The organism is Pseudomonas sp. B21-028 (assembly GCF_024749045.1).
Lineage (GTDB): Bacteria > Pseudomonadota > Gammaproteobacteria > Pseudomonadales > Pseudomonadaceae > Aquipseudomonas.
The window spans coordinates 2,930,738-2,947,307 of the sequence record NZ_CP087184.1 but is presented as its reverse complement, the minus strand read 5'-3'; the positions used below and the strand labels follow the sequence as shown (position 1 = coordinate 2,947,307).

Below are 16,570 nucleotides of genomic sequence, written 5' to 3'. Positions count from 1 at the left end.
GCTGCTTTTAGATTACTGACACGGAACCAGTCAAAAATATAAAGAGGGATGCTTGATGAAGCGTAGCCGGTGGTTTCGTGCACTCTCGCAAAAAGGTCCAGCCACACCTTTCTGGCTGTCGCTGATCTGCTTCTCAGGCCTGGTGATCGCCAGCTTCGTGCTGTTCGAACAGCAAATCCAGGACTTCCTGACCCATCTCAACCTCTACCTGCCTACGACGCCGTCCCAGAAACTCAACCTGGCGCTGTTGCTGGTCGCCCTGCTGACGCTGGACGTGGTGTTGCCAGTGCCGTCGAGCATGGTTGCGCTGCTGGCCGTGGCGATGCTTGGCAGCCTCGGTGGTTACCTGGTGATTTTCCTCGGGCTGTGCCTGGGTGCCGGGCTGGGCTATGCGTTGGGGGCCGGTTATTTCCGACTGTTGTCCGGCCGATTGGGTCTGCATCAGCGTCAACCGGGACAGCTGGGGTATCGGTTGGGCACGCTGTCGTTGATCTGCCTGCGGGGTGTGCCGGTGCTGGCGGAAACCTCGGTGGTGGCGGCCGGGATGCAACGCTACCCGTTGCGTGCGTTCGTGCCGGTAATTGTCCTAGCCAATGCCGGCCTGGCGCTGGCCTACAGCGCAATCGGCACCTTCCTCGTCGAGCAGAATGCGTTGCTGGTGACCCTGCTCGCCAGCATGGTTTTGCCCGGGTTGTTCATCGCCGGGTACAGCCTGTTCAAAAACCTGCGCAAGCGCGACACCGAGCAACCCCTGCGCGGACGCTTCGAGGTCAGTTACGACTACCCGGTGATATTCACCGATCATCTGTTCGCCCCGCTCAATCCCTGCCTTCACCGCCAGCTCACCGCTCGACAACGAGGCCCGGTGACGGTCCTGGTGTTCGCCGATGAGCAATTGCTGCACAGCGTCCCCTCGTTGCGGGAGCAGATCGACACCTACTTCGCCGCCCACCCCGCAGACCTGAATCTGCAGGCACCGCCGATTGCGGTACCGGCTGGCGAACTGAGCAAGGATTCACAAGTGCTGCAGCAACTCTACAGCGACATGCTGCAGCATGGCCTGGACCGGCATTGCTATGTGCTGGCCCTGGGCGGTGGTGCGGTGCTGGATGCGGTGGGCTATGCCTGCGCCACTTTCCACCGCGGCATGCGCCTGATCCGTATTCCAAGCACGGTGCTGGCCCAGAACGACGCGGGCATCGGCGTGAAAAACGGCATCAATGCCTTCGGCCAGAAGAACCTGCTCGGCGCGTTCTACCCCGCCACGGCGGTGATCAACGATTTCCAACTGCTGATCAGCCTCAGTCATCGCGATCAGATCGCCGGGTTGGCCGAGGCGGTGAAAGTCGCGTTGATCAAGGACCAGGCTTTCTTCCAATGGATGGAGCAACAGGCCGACGCCCTCGCCCGTTTCGATCACGCCGCCAGCCGCTATGCCATTCGCCGCTGCGCCGAGCTGCATCTGGCGCACATCACCGGGGCCGGCGACCCGTTCGAACGCGGTAACGGTCGCCCGTTGGACTACGGCCACTGGGCAGCGCACAAGCTGGAAAATCTAAGCCATCACCGGTTGCGCCATGGCGAAGCGGTGGCGGTGGGCATCGCCTTGGACAGCCTTTACGCCAACGCCCTGGGCCTGTTGAGCGATGTCGACAGCGAGCGCATTCTGCGCCTGCTGCTCAAGCTCGGCTTCAGCCTCAACCCCGCGGAATTGAACTTGAAAGATGCACAGGGTCGTTCGCTGGTGTTGCTCGGGCTGGAAGAGTTCCGCCAGCACTTGGGCGGGGAGCTCTCCATCCCCATGCTCAACCGGATCGGCGAATCGCTGGACCTGCATGAGATCGATGCCGCTCGAATGGAGCAGGCATTGCAGCGGCTGTCCGCCCTCGGCGATCCGGCGCTCACCCTGAGCGAAGGCTGCGCGCAATGAGCCTGGCACCGCTGAATATCAAAACCTGGATGACCCTGGGCCGGGTCTCCAACCTGCCCACGGTGTGGACCAATACCCTGGCCGCCGCCCTGCTTGCCAGCAGCGCCGGTGCCCTGGCGCCGCCGTCGTCCCTGGTGTGGCTCCTGCTGCTGGCCGCCCTGTCGCTACTGTACCTGGCCGGCATGTTGTTGAATGACCTGCTGGACGCCGATTGGGACCAACAACACCATAACCCCCGCCCCATCACCCTGGGCCTGGTCAGCCGCCAGCAAGTGCGGCTGGCTACCGCAGTGTTGCTGCTGCTGGCCGCCGCGACACTGCTCGGCCTGAGCCGGTTGATCGATCAACCACACTGGATGCTGGGCAGCGCCACCCTGCTGGTGGGCTGCATCCTGGGCTACAACGTGCTGCACAAGAAATACGCCCACAGCGTCTGGCTGATGGGCGCCTGCCGCTCGGCACTCTATCTCACGGCGGCGGCCAGCCTGGCGATTCCACCGGGGCCGATCTGGCTGTGCGCGATTCTGCTCGGCGTCTACATCAGCGGCCTGACCTATCTGGCCCGCCAGGAACACCGCAATCAGTTGCTCAGCCGCTTGCCCCTGCTGCTGATGCTGAGTCCGTTGGTGCTGGCGTTCTACTCCAATAGCCTCTGGTTCTGGCCGGTCATGCTGCTGTGGCTGGGATGGCTGGGCCGCAATTACTGGCGTCATCTGGCGAACCCGCGGCAGCGACAGGTTCGGGCGTTTATCGGCGCCGGCCTGGCGGCCTTGCCGCTGTTCGATGCGCTGGTGCTGGCGGTGGCTGACCAGCCACTGGGCAGTCTGGCCTGTGTCCTGGTGTTTTTCCTGCTCCCACACTTCCAACGCTGGATCAAACCGACATGAACACGGACGTTACCGCGCCGTCATCGACGGCCTTTGAAATGCGTCACGATTGCCTCGCTGAACATCGCCAGTTGCTCGCGCAGCAGCTCGACGATGCCGAACGGCAGTGGTGGAATCAGGCCCAGGAACAGCTTGCCCAACGCCCGGACGCGACGACCACGGCGCTGTTGAGCAGCCAGTGCAAGCGTCATCTCAAGGAACATGCGCTGCCCGGCAAGACCGACTGGAGCACTGTGCAGCTCACACGGGCACTGTTGCTGGCCCAGGTGCTGGAGCAACAGCCCGCCGCCGAGCAGTTTCCCTTGCTCCGCCAGTTGTTCCTGTGGGGCGATGATCAGGAAAAGATCGCGCTCTTGAAGGCCCTCGACTGGCTCGACAGCCAGGGAGCGTGCGTGGAGCTGGCGCTGCAAGCCGGACGCACCAGCAACAGCCAGGTGTTTGCCGCTGTCGCCCTGGACACCTTCTATCCGTCGCGTCACTACGACGACCGGGCCTTCCATCAACTGGTGTTGAAGGCCCTGGGCATGGGACTCGATGTGCGGCGCCTGCTCGGCCTGACACAACGGCGCAGCGTCAGCCTCAACCAATTGGCCCTCGACCTGCTGGCCGAACAGCTCGCCGCCGAACGGACGGTGTCCGCCGGGTTGCCCCGCATCATCGATTTCGACCTGCTCAGCCAGGCGCAACGCCAGCGCCTGGTCGGCCTGGGCCAGCAGCAACGCCTGCCACCGGAATGGCACGACGACCTGGCCAACATCTCACTGAACTGATGCCCGACGGTTCCCTGCTTCTTGATGAGGACTCACCATGCCCAAGTACTTCGATCCGCATATTCATATGGTCAGCCGCACCACCGATGACTACCAGAACATGGCGGCCGCCGGCATTACCGGGGTCATCGAGCCGGCCTTCTGGCAGGGCCAGGCCAGGACCAGTGTCGGCAGCTTCATCGACTACTTCGACACCTTGCTGGGCTGGGAGCGCTTTCGCGCCAGCATGTTCGGCATCCATCATTTCTGCACGATTGGCCTCAACCCCAAGGAAGCCAATGACCTGTCGATCGCCAACGAAGTACTGGAGATCCTGCCGCGCTACCTGGTGAAGGACGGCGTGGTCGCGGTCGGCGAAATCGGCTACGACGACATTACCCCGGAAGAGGATCGCTTCCTCGCCGCGCAACTGGAACTGGCCCGGCAGTTCAATCTGCCGGTACTGGTGCATACCCCGCACCGCGACAAAATCGGCGGCACCAAGCGGACCCTGGCGGTCATTCGCGAAGTCGGGATTGACGAGCACCTGGTGATCATCGACCACCTCAACGAATTGACCCTGCCCCTGGTGCTGGAAACCGACTGCTGGCGCGGCCATTCCATCTACCCCAATACCAAGATGTCGGAACAGCGCATGGTCGCCCTGTTGCAGGAATACGGCACCGAGAAAATGGTGGTCAACAGCGCCGCCGACTGGGGCATCAGCGACCCGCTCAAGGTGCCGAAAACCGGCCAGGCCATGCTGGCGGCCGGCTTCAGTGAAGCGCAGGTCGAGCAGGTGCTGTTCCACAACCCGGTGGACTTCTTTGCCCAGAGCGGCCAGTTGGACAAGACCCTGGTCAGCACCCCGCTGCCCATCGACCAGCGTCGGCAATGGCAGGAAAACTCCGCCCTGCGTGGTCAGGAACCGGTGATCAAATGAACGTCGGCATGGGCTGGCAGGCCGCGCAGGTCGGCTATTGCAGCAACGTGCACCCGACCCGTGACCTGGCCGGGCTGCGGTCTTCCATCGAGCAGCATTTCAAGGGCGTGCGCACGCTGCGCAGACTCGACGAACAGGACAGCGGCCTGTGGATCAGCGCCCTCGCCGCCGCCGAACTGCAACAGACGGCGGCGCGCATGGACTTCCTCGACCTGCTGCGGCGCAGCGGGCTGCGCCTGACCTCCCTCAACGGCTTTCCCTACGGCCAGTTTCATCAGGGCGCGGTGAAGGCCGAGGTCTACCTGCCCAGTTGGGCCGATCCGAAGCGGTTGATGTACAGCCTGAACCTGGCGCGGATCCTCGCCCAAGCCCTACCGCCGGATTGTCAGCAGGGCGTGATTTCCACCGTGCCACTGGGGTACGCCGCCCACTGGAACGCAATCTTGCACCGGCGCGCCGAGCATCAGTTGCGCCAACTCACCGCCTCGCTGCACAGGCTGCATGAGGAAACCGGCAAGAAGATCGTGTTCTGCCTGGAGATGGAGCCGGATTGCGTGCTGGAACACACCGACCAGGCCATCGCTTTCTTCCACCGTCTGCAAGCCAGCGATCCGCACCATGATCATCTGGCGCTGTGTTTTGACGTGTGCCACCAGGCCGTGGTCTTCGAGGACTGTTATCAGTCGCTGGACAAACTGCGCCAGGCCCGGGTGCCCGTGGGCAAGATCCAGCTGTCCAACGCCTTGATCTGCCAACTGCCCCAGGATGTCGAGCGCCGCGAACAGGTCCTCAAGACCCTGGGCGATTTTGCCGAAGCCACCTACCTACATCAGGTGAAGGCCCGCGACGGGCAGGATCGCCTGGCGGCCTGGGCAGACCTCCCCGCCGCCCTCGACGAATGCGCGCGCAACCCCGGGCAACACCCCGAATTGCGGATTCATTTTCACATTCCGCTGTTCAGCGAACACTTGCTGCTGCCCGAACTCAGCGGTAGCCAGATCGCCCTGGCACAGACCTTCGACTTCCTTGCCGACCACGAGGATTTTCGTCCGGTACTGGAAGTGGAAACCTACAGCTGGGGCGTCCTGCCCGAGCAACTGCGCCCCACCACCGCGCATGCCCAGCTCCAGGGCATCGCCAGGGAACTGCGCTGGGTCGAAGAGCAACTGCGCCAACGGCAACTGCTGCAACCTCAAGCGCGGGAGGTGTATGCCAATGCCCTCTGATCGACCGCGCCAGCCGCTGCTGCTGATCAACGTGGTGGGGCTGACCCCGGCACTGCTGGGCGCGTCGACGCCGCACATCAACGCGCTGCTGAAGACGGCCAGGATGACCACCCTGCAACCGGTGTTCCCGGCCGTCACCTCGTCGGTGCAAGCCTCGATCCTCACCGGGCTGACACCCTCGGAACACGGCATCGTCGGCAACGGCTGGTATTTCCGCGACCAGGCCGAAGTGCGTTTCTGGCTACAGCCCAATGCCTTGATCCAGGGCGAGAAGGTCTGGCACACACTCAAGCGCCAGCTTCCGGGGTTTCGCTGCAGCCAGTTGTTCTGGTGGTACAACATGTACGCGGACGTGGACGCCGCCATCACCCCTCGCCCGCACTACCCCGCCGATGGACGCAAGATGTTCGGCCTGTATTCGGCACCGTCCACGTTGCACGAACGTATCGAACAGCAGATCGGCGAGTTCCCCTTCCCAGCCTTTTGGGGGCCGGCCGCCGGCATCGCGTCGAGCCGCTGGATCGTCGACTGCGCCATCGCTGAATTCGACATCAACCGTCCTGACCTGCAACTGATCTACCTGCCTCACCTGGACTACAGCCTGCAACGCCTTGGTCCTGATCATCCGTCGATTGCCGGTGAAGTACGCGCCATCGACAGCGAGGTGGGTCGTCTGCTGGATCTTGCCCAGGCGCAAGGCGCAGCGGTGATGTTGCTGTCCGAATACGGCATCGAGGCCGTCCGCCAATCGGTGTCTATCAACCGGTTGTTGCGCGCGGAAGGTTTGTTGCAAGTGCGTCAGTCCCTGAGCTGGGAATTGCTCGACCCCGGCGCCAGTGCCGCGTTCGCCGTCGCCGATCACCAGATCGCCCATGTCTATGTGAAACAGGCGCAGGATATTCCTCGGGTCAAGGCGCTGTTGCTGCGCCAACCCGGCATCGAGCAGGTGCTGGATAAAGCCGAACAGCGGGCCTGGCACCTGGACCATCCGCGCAGCGGTGAACTGGTGGCCGTGGCCGAGCCGGGTCATTGGTTCGATTATTACTACTGGTTCGACGACCGCAAGGCCCCCGACTTTGCCCGCACCGTGGACATCCACCGCAAGCCGGGCTACGACCCGCTGGAGCTGTTCATCGACCCGGCCATTCGCTTCCCGAAACTGAAAGTGGCGCGCCGCCTGCTGCAAAAGAAGCTCGGTTTTCGCTACTACATGGACCTGATTCCACTGGACACCGGCCTGGTTCGCGGCAGCCATGGACGCCTGCCCGACAGCGAGCTGACCGGCCCGCTGCTCATCACCAATTGTGATCTGCCATTGCCCCAGCAGCTTGCGGCCACGGCGGTGAAACAACTGCTCCTGGAACACTTCCTGGGGCGCCCTCACACCGACACGGCCAGTGCCAAGGAGCTTCCATGCGGCGAGCCATTTCCATCACAGTTCTGAGTGCCCTGGCCGGATTGGCCCAGGCCGAGAACACCAGCCCCTTCAGTTGCGACAAATTCCTGCAATTCGGAACGGACGTCGACCAGACCCGGGCCGCGTTCAACAACAGTCCCGAAACCATGGCCTGGAACTGGTTCGTCTGTCTGAACCAGTCCGATGCCAAGGGCTACAACCGTCAGTGGGAATTGTTCAAGCCTTCCGATCAGGTCTATCTGGCCAATGGCGCCAACCCCGGTTCATATGACAGCCGTGTGAAACCACCGGATGAGGTGATCAGGCAAGCCCAAGCCCTGGGGCTGAACTCGAATCGTCTGCTGCATAACCTCAACGCCGTCCAGCAGGTCGACGGTCTGAGCCTGGAGATGGGCGGCAAAGCCGTGCCTGAGGCACAAAAAGGTCACGTCGTGCGCTTTCAACTGCTGATGGGCCAGGACACCTACAACTACATCGTAAAAAACAATGTCTACAACGTGAATGGTCAAGCGGCCCTGACGAGCAACCTGAACTTTCCGGCCACGGCCTGGGAGTTGAAAGCCTCCTGGCTGTGGATCGGCACGGACGCGAACTACAAGACGCAGCTGGAAAAAGATGGCTACTTCGTGGCCCAGGCCTACTACGCCGTGGGCACCGACTACCAGGTCGGTTATGCGGCATTGAGTGGCTTGCATGTCGTCAACAAGCTGGACGCCAACTGGGTCTGGACCACCTTCGAAAACATCAATAACCACAAGTACACCGTGACCAAGGGCCATCCACCCAAGCCGATGGAAAACCTCACCGGGCCGACATCGGCCGCCATACCGGTCAATACCCAGTTCCAGGCCAATAACCCGACGCTGTCGAAGTACGAGCTGATCGGCGTGGAGTTCCAACCCATTACCCAGGTCCTGGCGAACTCGCAGCTGGAATCGGCATTCCAGGACTCGTCGTCCTGCCTGGCCTGCCACAGTACCGCCGCCTACTCGAAGAAAGACGGCTACTTCAATTTCGCCATCCCGAGTTCAGGGGGTCTCACCTACCCCACTGCACCGCTGCCGGACAAAGCCTTCGACGGCTACAACAAACTGGATTTTGTCTGGTCGCTGAAACGCGCCCAGTGGAAACGCTAAGGAGAGCACGACATGAGCGTATTGAATTTCCCTCGCATCTACCTCAACGGCGAGATGTTCTGGAACCCGCCGACGGCCAATAACAATGATGTGTACCCGCTGTATGACGCGGTGAAGATGGACATCAACTGGCCGTTCGTGAAGCACTTCGGCATCGACCCCCTCAACGCCCCCGACACACTGATGCCATGGACCCTCTCGACGCAGTACATGGCTAACATGCCGACCTATGTGCAGCAGGTGCCAGGCAATATCAATCCAAGCCATGACCCCTACATGCCCGCTGAATGGGACCTGTTCGGCGACAACGGTTGCGGCCTGGTGAACTACGGGAAAACCACCTCGACCGTCATCGGCGGCGAACTGCTGGCCAATACCTACATCGACCATGATTCGCTGGTCGGCAAGCCATACCAACTGCTCGGCAGCCCCCTGGGCAGTTCTGCCCCGACTCCGGCACGCTTCGTGGATATCAGCCCATGGCAGAACACCTTCACGGCGTTGTATTTCGACAAACTGGTGCTGGGGGATACCACCTGCGGCCTGACCCTCAACCGCAAGTACCGGATGATGGACCGTTTCCTGAACTTCAGTTGGGGCGCCCTGGGTGGTCTGGTGAATGTCAGCACCACCTGGCAGACCTGCTTTCCCAAGGACAACCTGAAATGGGTGATCGGCAACTCCGCTCTGCTGAGCAACCTCCAGCAGCAGATGGAGCAGCAAGGCGCGCAGGGCCTGATGTTCCGGTTTTCCGCCTACCTGACCTGCTACGACAAGAACGGGATATTCAACGATTACCCCCAGCGTCTCAACACCCGCTCCAACGACCCGAACGTCATGGCGCATGTGCGTGAGCTCTACGAGAAGGGCTTGAACAACGTCAACGACATTTTCTTCAACCCCGCCTACAGCCGCACCTCGGCGGTGCTGGGTCTGTGGTTCGCCAACGAATACCCTACCGCCCCCACAGGGCTGCGCCTGGTACCCGACAAGGCGGTGTCGATGTTCCAGACAAATTTTCAGGATGTGAAAAAAGCCAAGCTGGGGGTGATCTCGGCACAGTTTACCGACGACACTTTATCTCTGGACCTGGGCAATACCTTTCCGAGTTATCCAGTAGATGCCACGGCCGATATCCTCGTTCCGGAAAAATTCAACGCCGGCACCTACCAGTTGGGCGCCGTGAAGGATGGACGATTTACCCCGGCGGCCCTCTTGAACTTCGCGGACTACCGGCAAGCGGCCTTCAACCAACGCTCGGGCATCCTCGACATTCCCCTCGACGCTTACAGCAAGGGGATACTGCAATCCGGTCCACTGGCTCTGCGTCAGTTGGGCCAGAACGGCGCCCCCCCGACCGACGCCGCCGCCCAACAGACATGGACCGCCGAAGTGATCGAGAGCGGCAGCTTCATCGACGTCGGTGAGCGCAAGGTAATGAGCATCATGGTGCAGAAAAATGGTCAGCCGGCCGCCAACACCACGTTGTATGTGGCCGAGTATGGCAATCCCTACATGGTGACCAGCAGTAACTATTACCTGGCATTCAGCAACGCAGCCAACTTCACCCTGTTCTACGACAACCCGCCGGACCGCAGCAAGAACACGGCCAATCTGCCGCAGTTCACCGATGCGGCTACGGTCGATCTCTATCGCAGCACCGGCAGCGGTCGTCGACTGACCGATCTGCAGGACGTGTTCGAACCGGTGGGCAGCCCGGTCGGTTATCAAGACTTCCTCCATCATTCCGGTACACCGGTCGCCATCAACCTGCGCCCCTGCCTGGTTTTCGAGAAGGGCATCAATGCCACCGGCACACTGCAAGACAAGACGGCCAGCAGCATCAGTTACTCCTACGCCGTCATCACCACCAACGCCCAAGGCATCGCCCAGATAGCCTACCGGGCAGTGGCGCCGGGCTTCCCCACCTTGCGCTTCTTCGTGCAGGAGAACGACAAGAAACCGGTCATCCCGTTCAGCTTCCCGATCACCCAGACCTTCGTCGATTTCCTCGCGCCGATACGAGTGCTGCCCGTGGACATGAAGTTGCAAGAGGACTTCATCAGCGCCTGGAATGGCATGTGCACGGCCACGGACGCCCCGGAAAAGATATGGAACACGTTCATCTTTCCAAAGGTCCTGCAGACCTTCTATTACCTGTACCCCATCATGAACAAGTACATGCCGCTCGATTCCCGCACGCGTGTGGAGGGCGCCGTCGATCAGTTGATCATATTGATCAGCAAGGAGAACCAGGAGGAAAGCACCCTGGCGATGCCCATCACCCGCGACCTGTCACAAAGCCGCCGCGCCGTACTGGAGCTGTGGGCCAAGCGCCTGGTGAAGCTCAACTTTCCGCCCAGCACACTCAGCATGAGTGACTACAACGGCCTTTGACGATTTCACCCAGGATCACCGGGTGGCGAGCCCGCCGCCCGGCACTTCACAGGAGTGTCGATATGAAAGCCAGCATTTTGAGCCGACTGTTGCTACTGATCCTGTTGTTCAGTCCGGGGCTTTTCGCCCAGGACAGCGGCGCGGTGTACTTCACCATGGGAGTGCACAACACCGAGGGCTGTAACGAACAGAACGGCAACTGCATCGCCAAACGCGCACCGGGCGACCCTTCCGATCCGTTTTTCCCGGCGTTCTGGATCAGCGACTGGACCATGTACCGGGTGATGCACAACTACGAGAAGAACCCGCCGCCCTACAGCAACCCACCCACCACCCTCGTCCCGGCGGACTACACCGTGTCCTGGGGCACCAGCTACTACGACACCACCTACATCCCGCCGGATGGCGACGGCTTCGGCGCGATGATGGAACACTACGAGAAATACTGCCTGCCGATCTTCCCGATCAAGAACAACAACTACACCTGCTCCTTCGTGTCCCTGGGCAACAAGGCGTACTTCCTGACCTATCCGCAGGATCGCCCCAAGGACATGCCGGCCTGCTGCATGTTCTCGCCGATGAACCATCCGCCACGGCAGGATTTCATCCAGCATCTGCCCTACAGCGCCGCGCGCAGCCAGAACCTCAATGGCAGCGTGCAGGCCTATGCCCTGGACCTCGACTCACCGCAAGGGCCAATCCTGTTCGGCTACGCCTTTTACAAGCAGATGTCCGGGCAACCACCCTACCGGCCGCCGCAGTCGTTCTATTTCTCCGGTGACGCCAGCGTCGCCAACGCGCCCATCGTCAGCCAGAACTACACCAACTTCCGCATCGCCAAGCCCGACCCGGCCCAGACCTGGGCACAGGTAGCCGCCATGTGCCCGTCAAACCCACCGCCCTGCCAGTTGTTCGAGCCGCCGGCTTCGCAGAACAACGGCCAGAAGGCCCAGTGGAACAAGCTGATGCAGCGCAAGCCCTGAACACTCGTTCATGGATCTGGAATGAGGGGCGACTGTTCCCGCTGGACCCGTAGGAGCTGGCATCAGTAACAGTGGATTAACTCAAGACGAAGGATTGCCATGAAAACGTTCATCCTGATATTGCTGGGGCTCGCCAGTCTGCCGGCCCTGGCCTTGAATCAAACCCGCGACCAGAGCGAACCAGTCCAGGCCAGCACCCTGAACTGCCAGCCCCCCACTACCGCGCCCGCCGCCAACGCCAGCCAGGACCTGTTCGATCAGTACAGCTGGCAGATGTTCATCGCCATGAACTGGCCCGCCCAGAACGGGCAGCGCGGTGATCCCGACTGCAGCAAACAACCTGGGGGCGCCGGCTACACCGTCTGGCAAACCTACAAGACCGTGGAAGAAATCTTCCTGCCGCAGGGGGCAAATCCGGGCCCCTGGAACACCCCACAAAAAGCCAAGAGCCTGGGCATCATCAACATCGCGGCGCTGAAAAACAGCACCCAGGTGAACACCGTCGACCAGGCCGTCGGCGGTTGGCTGATCGACCAGGCCGGCAACCCGACCTACTACGATATCTCGGCCAACGAGGACTCCTACGACTACATCGTCGACAACCAGTACTACAACGCCGATGTCGTGTCCAAGGCCAACAACGTCAGCTTTCCCAGCGGCGTCATCGAGATCAAGTCGAGCTGGCGCATCCTGAGCACCAGCGACAATGCCAGCCGCTACCTGACCCAGCTCGCCCGCGTCGCCACGTTCGATGACCAGGGCCAACGCACCGGCGTTACCGAGGCCTACCTGGGCCTGGTGGGCCTGCACATCATCACCAAGGTGAACGGCTATCCACAGTGGATCTGGTCGACCTTCGAGCAGATCGACAATGTGCCGCCCAAGGCGCTGGTGCACGGTCAGTGGGTCGACCAGCCGGCATCGGGCATGGCTTATTCCTACTTCAACGCCAGCGCCCCCGCCGCCAGCCTCAACCAGTCACCCTGTGACTGGCAGACCCAAGGCGCACACCTGGTCTGCGTACCCAAGCCCGGCACCACGTTCCAGACCCCGAACCCGTTGAACCGGGTCACGCCGATTGCCGAGGTCACCAACAAGGTGAATGCTGACTACCGCAGCAACCCGGACCTGCAGAAAAGCGTGTTGAAGTACTACCAGCTCATCACCACCCAACGCCCATTGATGCCGGACAACCCCAGTAATCCCCTGGGCCAGCCGACCCCGTCACTCTCGGCCAACGTGACCATGGAGAGCTACATCCAGCCCAACAGCAGCTGCATGAACTGCCATTCCATGGCAACGCCGGTCAAGAGCGCCTACAAGTCCGATTTCTCCTACCTGTTCAAATTCGCCAATTCACCGGTCATCAAATCCATCAAGGACGAGGAATAAATCATGAGCATCCTGAACGGACCCCGACTGAATTTCTGGGGCGGCATCCGCACCGACGTCAGCCTGCCGAACAACTCCCCCACCATCCCCTTCGACGGCAACGACAACTGGCCGCTCTTCGACCTGACCACCTCGACCCTGGCACCGGGCGCGCAGTCCTACACTGACGACCAGCTGAATGACATGATCAATGCCCCCACCGGTGACTACTACACCGCCGGCGGCTGGAATCACTACGGGCAGCATGTCGTCGACATGCAGAACGCCTTGATCAGTTCCCAGGGCATACCGGGCGGCATCAGCACCACCGGCGACCTGGTGGGCCAACCGGTCTACCTGCTTGGCTCAGTGGATCCGGTGACGGGCCAGGCGCCCGTTTCCGGCCCGATGATGGTGGACCTTGATCCCACCGGCACCACGACCACACAGATCTTCGTCGGTGGTCTGCAAATCGGCGGAAACAGCGACATCCAGCTGTTGATTCACAGCAATACCGTGTGCAGCAGTTTTGACGTGGCCGGGCGTGTGTTGCTGCCGAAAAAGATGGATTCACCAGGCTCCTTTCACGCCAGCGGCACGTTCCAACTGACCTTTCCCCTGAGCAGCATCGTCAGCTGGAACACGAACAGCGCCGGCCTGCGCGCGATCATCCAGGCGCCGGGGGCAACGGGGATTGTCCTGCGTTTCGTCATGTTCGAAATGTGCCCGACGATGACCACCGAGCAACTGGACGCCGACTACGCGGCCGGCCGATACACTCCCAACCCGAGCATCGGCCGGGTCATCGGCACGCTGGCCACTGCCTACGCCGACGAACCGCTGAGCTGTCAGCCGGGCCGGCAACTGGTCAACCAGGGCACGGGGAATGCCGGCTATGCCGACCTGGGCAAGGGTAACGGTTACCTGAGCATCGACATGGTGAACGTCATTCCGAAGGAAACCTTCCGCGCCGTCAGGGACGACATCACCAGCCCCATCGGGCCCAACGCCAATTACGGCCCCGTCACCATCAGTGCCGGCACCACCACCCTGGCCACCCTGGACCCGACCAGCAGTCCGTTATTGAACTACTACGTGTACGGCGGCATCGTCGACCTGCCCATGACCGCCAGCCAGATACAAGCGGTGCAGACCAGCCCCCTGGCGATCAACGCCCCCGGCACAGTCGCCGACACCACCTTGCAGGCCACTGAATCGACCTATCGTCTGTATGCCGACCAGCGCAACGTCTACCTGGAAGACTACCCCAATGGCCTGTCGATTACCCTGCAGGTCCGGTACCTGGGCGGGCCGGTGCCCAGCGCCACGGAAATCGGCGTGAAGGCGTCGGCGACCGCGGCCTATGTTCTGCCAAAATACTGGGATTTCCTCGACTTCCCCGACTCGCTGACCGTCAACGCCGGCCAGCTTGCCGTCAGCTTCCCCGTCACCGTCAAGCAGGCCAGTGCCGCCCAGGCAGGTTTCGTCACGCTGACCTGCACCGTCAATGGCGTGGACAGCAGCGCCTGCTTCAGCAACTTCCGCAAATACGCCCAAACCGATTTCGGCATCCCCAAGGGCACCACCATCACCTGGCCGCTGATGTACCCCAACGTCCTGCGCTTTCACTACCTGGCCTTCCCCGCCATGTCGCGCTACATCCCGTTGAATCAGCCCGATGCGATCATGGGCGCCAAGAATCCCATCCTTGCCCGGACCTCGGACGCCTACAAAGGCACCACCCTGTTCATGCCGGTGGTGCGCTCGATGTCGCCCTGCCAGCGGGCCCTGTTGCGGGCCTATCTCACCGGTGAGCCGTGGCAACCGCCGCAGTGATCGCGTCCCCCTTCATGACGGAGAGCCTCTTCATGTCTATCCATATTCCTGTGCAACCCAGCCAAAGTCTGCGCCCGGTTACCATCATTGCCGAGGGTCTGCTGAACCCTCGTGGCGTCTGCGTGCGGGCCGATGGCAGCCTGTTGCTCGTCGAGGCCGGTTCCGGCCTGCCGGAACAGACCTTCAGCGGGCGCATCAGTCGCCTGCGACCCGATCCTGATCGACCCGGCGCCTACCTGCCCCGTGAAACGCTGGCAGACGGGTTTCGGGCCATGAACATGCAGGTTCGCATGCTGCGTGATGAGATCATGGGGCTATCGGACGTGGCCTGCGGAGATGGGCGTTATCTGGTCAGTCAGACCGATTACGTCGAGGGTTCCAAACTGCTGGACCTGCAATTCACCCCGCCCGAACCGGTGTTTCGCAGCCGTGGCAATCTCAACGCCCTGTGCTACCACCCCTCTCGCCGCAGTTGGCTGGCGGTCAAGCCTGATACCAACCAGTTGGTGGAGTTCGTCGCCGGCCAGGACGAACGGGTACTGGTCCAGTTACCCGAACTGGACCAGGGCCAGGAAGCCGTCCCCGTGACGTTGGTGTACGAGCCGGCAACGGACGCTGTGCTGATCAGCCTGTTCTCCGGCGAACGGCAAGGCGACCCCGCGCGCAAGGGCATCGACTTCGTCGAGAAGGCGGGTCAGGTGATCCGGGTCCATCCCGGCAGCGGGCAGATCGAACGGCTGATCGACGGCCTGCAACTGCCCACTGGCCTGGCGCTATGCCCAGCCGGAAACCTGCTGGTACTGGAACTCTGCGACCGCCTGCAACAACCTCTGCTGCCGGACTGGAACGGCGAACCGCTGCATGGCGGCTTCACCCGGTTCACCGGTCGATTGCTGAGCTGCAACCTGCAAACCACCCAGGTCACCGTGCTCGCCCAAGGCCTGGATACCCCATCCAACCTGTGCGTAGTGGGGGATGCCGTGCTGGTGAGCGAAGGCATGGGCCTGACCGGACGGCGACTGCCCACACCCGACGGCCATGTCGTCCCGCTCAGTGGCAGGCTTCGGCGGGTGCAACTTTAAAACCGTGCGTGCCTGCTTACTCCCACAAGAGATCTGGGATGTACACGGCCTTTGCATACACCATCAAACCCTGTGGGAGCGAGCCTGCTCGCGATGGCGTCGGTACATTCAACATCTGCTGGACAGACACTCCGCTATCGCGAGCAGGTTCGCCCCCACAAGGGATCTTGCGGTATACACGGCCTTTGCAAACACCATCAAACCCTGTGGGAGCCGGGCTTGCTCGCGATGGCGTCGGCACTTTCACATCTGCATGACAGACACTCCGCTATCGCGAGCAGGCTCGCCCCCACAAGGGATCTTGCGGTATACACGGCCTTTGCATACACCATCAAACCCTGTGGGAGCCTAGCTTGCTCGCGATGGCGTCGGCACTTTCACATCTGCAGGACAGACACTCCGCTATCGCGAGCAGGTTCGCTCCCACAAGGGATCTTGCGGTATACACGGCCTTTGCAAACACCATCAAACCCTGTGGGAGCGAGCCTGCTCGCGATGGCGTCGGTACATTCAACATCTGCAGGACAGACACTCCGCTATCGCGAGCAGGCTCGCTCCCACAAGGGATTTTGCGGTGTACACGGCCTTTGCATACACCATCAAACCCCGTGGG

General features: G+C 61.7%; 12 protein-coding genes. All 12 read left to right on the top strand.

The window, feature by feature from the left end; genetic code table 11:
• Positions 1–55 precede the first annotated feature (55 nt).
• Entirely contained in the window at positions 56–1,930 is a 1,875-nt protein-coding gene (locus LOY35_RS12955) for a 3-dehydroquinate synthase (RefSeq protein ID WP_258633015.1), read from the top strand.
• Positions 1,927–2,817, top strand: a complete 891-nt coding sequence (locus tag LOY35_RS12950) for a UbiA family prenyltransferase (protein ID WP_258633013.1) — start codon at positions 1,927–1,929, stop codon at positions 2,815–2,817. Before LOY35_RS12955 ends, LOY35_RS12950 begins: the two co-directional genes overlap by 4 nt.
• Positions 2,814–3,587 carry an EboA domain-containing protein gene (locus LOY35_RS12945; RefSeq protein WP_258633011.1) on the top strand — a complete coding sequence of 258 codons (774 nt, stop codon included), beginning with the start codon at positions 2,814–2,816 and terminating at the stop codon, positions 3,585–3,587. Before LOY35_RS12950 ends, LOY35_RS12945 begins: the two co-directional genes overlap by 4 nt.
• A gap of 37 nt (positions 3,588–3,624) precedes the next feature.
• The gene (locus LOY35_RS12940) at positions 3,625–4,509 is read left to right on the top strand and encodes a TatD family hydrolase (RefSeq protein ID WP_041020008.1); all 885 of its coding nucleotides are present in this window, start codon (positions 3,625–3,627) and stop codon (positions 4,507–4,509) included.
• Entirely contained in the window at positions 4,506–5,735 is a 1,230-nt protein-coding gene (gene eboE / locus LOY35_RS12935; RefSeq protein WP_258633009.1) for a metabolite traffic protein EboE, read from the top strand. Before LOY35_RS12940 ends, eboE begins: the two co-directional genes overlap by 4 nt.
• Positions 5,725–7,179, top strand: coding sequence for an alkaline phosphatase family protein (locus LOY35_RS12930; protein WP_258633007.1), 1,455 nt, complete (start codon positions 5,725–5,727; stop codon positions 7,177–7,179). The genes eboE and LOY35_RS12930 overlap by 11 nt, the downstream gene beginning before the upstream one ends.
• Positions 7,149–8,288 (top strand): hypothetical protein, encoded by a 1,140-nt coding sequence (locus LOY35_RS12925; RefSeq protein ID WP_258633005.1) that lies wholly within the window; start codon positions 7,149–7,151, stop codon positions 8,286–8,288. Before LOY35_RS12930 ends, LOY35_RS12925 begins: the two co-directional genes overlap by 31 nt.
• A 12-nt stretch (positions 8,289–8,300) precedes the next feature.
• Complete coding sequence (locus LOY35_RS12920) at positions 8,301–10,685, top strand: hypothetical protein (RefSeq protein ID WP_258633001.1); 2,385 nt, start codon at positions 8,301–8,303, stop codon at positions 10,683–10,685.
• A gap of 62 nt (positions 10,686–10,747) precedes the next feature.
• Positions 10,748–11,668, top strand: a complete 921-nt coding sequence (locus tag LOY35_RS12915; RefSeq protein ID WP_258632997.1) for a hypothetical protein — start codon at positions 10,748–10,750, stop codon at positions 11,666–11,668.
• Positions 11,669–11,767: 99 nt separating this feature from the next.
• On the top strand, positions 11,768–13,060 hold the full coding sequence (locus LOY35_RS12910) for a hypothetical protein (protein WP_258632995.1): 1,293 nt from the start codon (positions 11,768–11,770) through the stop codon (positions 13,058–13,060).
• Between the two features lie 3 nt (positions 13,061–13,063).
• Entirely contained in the window at positions 13,064–14,875 is a 1,812-nt protein-coding gene (locus LOY35_RS12905) for a hypothetical protein (protein WP_258632994.1), read from the top strand.
• Positions 14,876–14,907: 32 nt separating this feature from the next.
• Positions 14,908–15,957: a hypothetical protein gene (locus tag LOY35_RS12900; RefSeq protein ID WP_258632992.1), complete on the top strand. Its 1,050-nt coding sequence runs from the start codon at positions 14,908–14,910 to the stop codon at positions 15,955–15,957.
• The last annotated feature ends 613 nt before the right edge of the window (positions 15,958–16,570 follow it).

Excerpts from the sequence above, each read along its gene's own strand:
- LOY35_RS12950 (WP_258633013.1), top strand. The coding sequence starts at position 1,927 with ATGAGCCTGGCACCGCTGAATATCAAAACCTGGATGACCCTGGGCCGG.
- LOY35_RS12925 (WP_258633005.1), top strand. The coding sequence starts at position 7,149 with ATGCGGCGAGCCATTTCCATCACAGTTCTGAGTGCCCTGGCCGGATTG.
- LOY35_RS12930 (WP_258633007.1), top strand. The coding sequence starts at position 5,725 with ATGCCCTCTGATCGACCGCGCCAGCCGCTGCTGCTGATCAACGTGGTG.
- LOY35_RS12910 (WP_258632995.1), top strand. The coding sequence starts at position 11,768 with ATGAAAACGTTCATCCTGATATTGCTGGGGCTCGCCAGTCTGCCGGCC.
- LOY35_RS12915 (WP_258632997.1), top strand. The coding sequence starts at position 10,748 with ATGAAAGCCAGCATTTTGAGCCGACTGTTGCTACTGATCCTGTTGTTC.
- LOY35_RS12900 (WP_258632992.1), top strand. The coding sequence starts at position 14,908 with ATGTCTATCCATATTCCTGTGCAACCCAGCCAAAGTCTGCGCCCGGTT.
- LOY35_RS12940 (WP_041020008.1), top strand. The coding sequence starts at position 3,625 with ATGCCCAAGTACTTCGATCCGCATATTCATATGGTCAGCCGCACCACC.
- LOY35_RS12955 (WP_258633015.1), top strand. The coding sequence starts at position 56 with ATGAAGCGTAGCCGGTGGTTTCGTGCACTCTCGCAAAAAGGTCCAGCC.
- LOY35_RS12945 (WP_258633011.1), top strand. The coding sequence starts at position 2,814 with ATGAACACGGACGTTACCGCGCCGTCATCGACGGCCTTTGAAATGCGT.
- LOY35_RS12920 (WP_258633001.1), top strand. The coding sequence starts at position 8,301 with ATGAGCGTATTGAATTTCCCTCGCATCTACCTCAACGGCGAGATGTTC.
- LOY35_RS12905 (WP_258632994.1), top strand. The coding sequence starts at position 13,064 with ATGAGCATCCTGAACGGACCCCGACTGAATTTCTGGGGCGGCATCCGC.
- eboE (WP_258633009.1), top strand. The coding sequence starts at position 4,506 with ATGAACGTCGGCATGGGCTGGCAGGCCGCGCAGGTCGGCTATTGCAGC.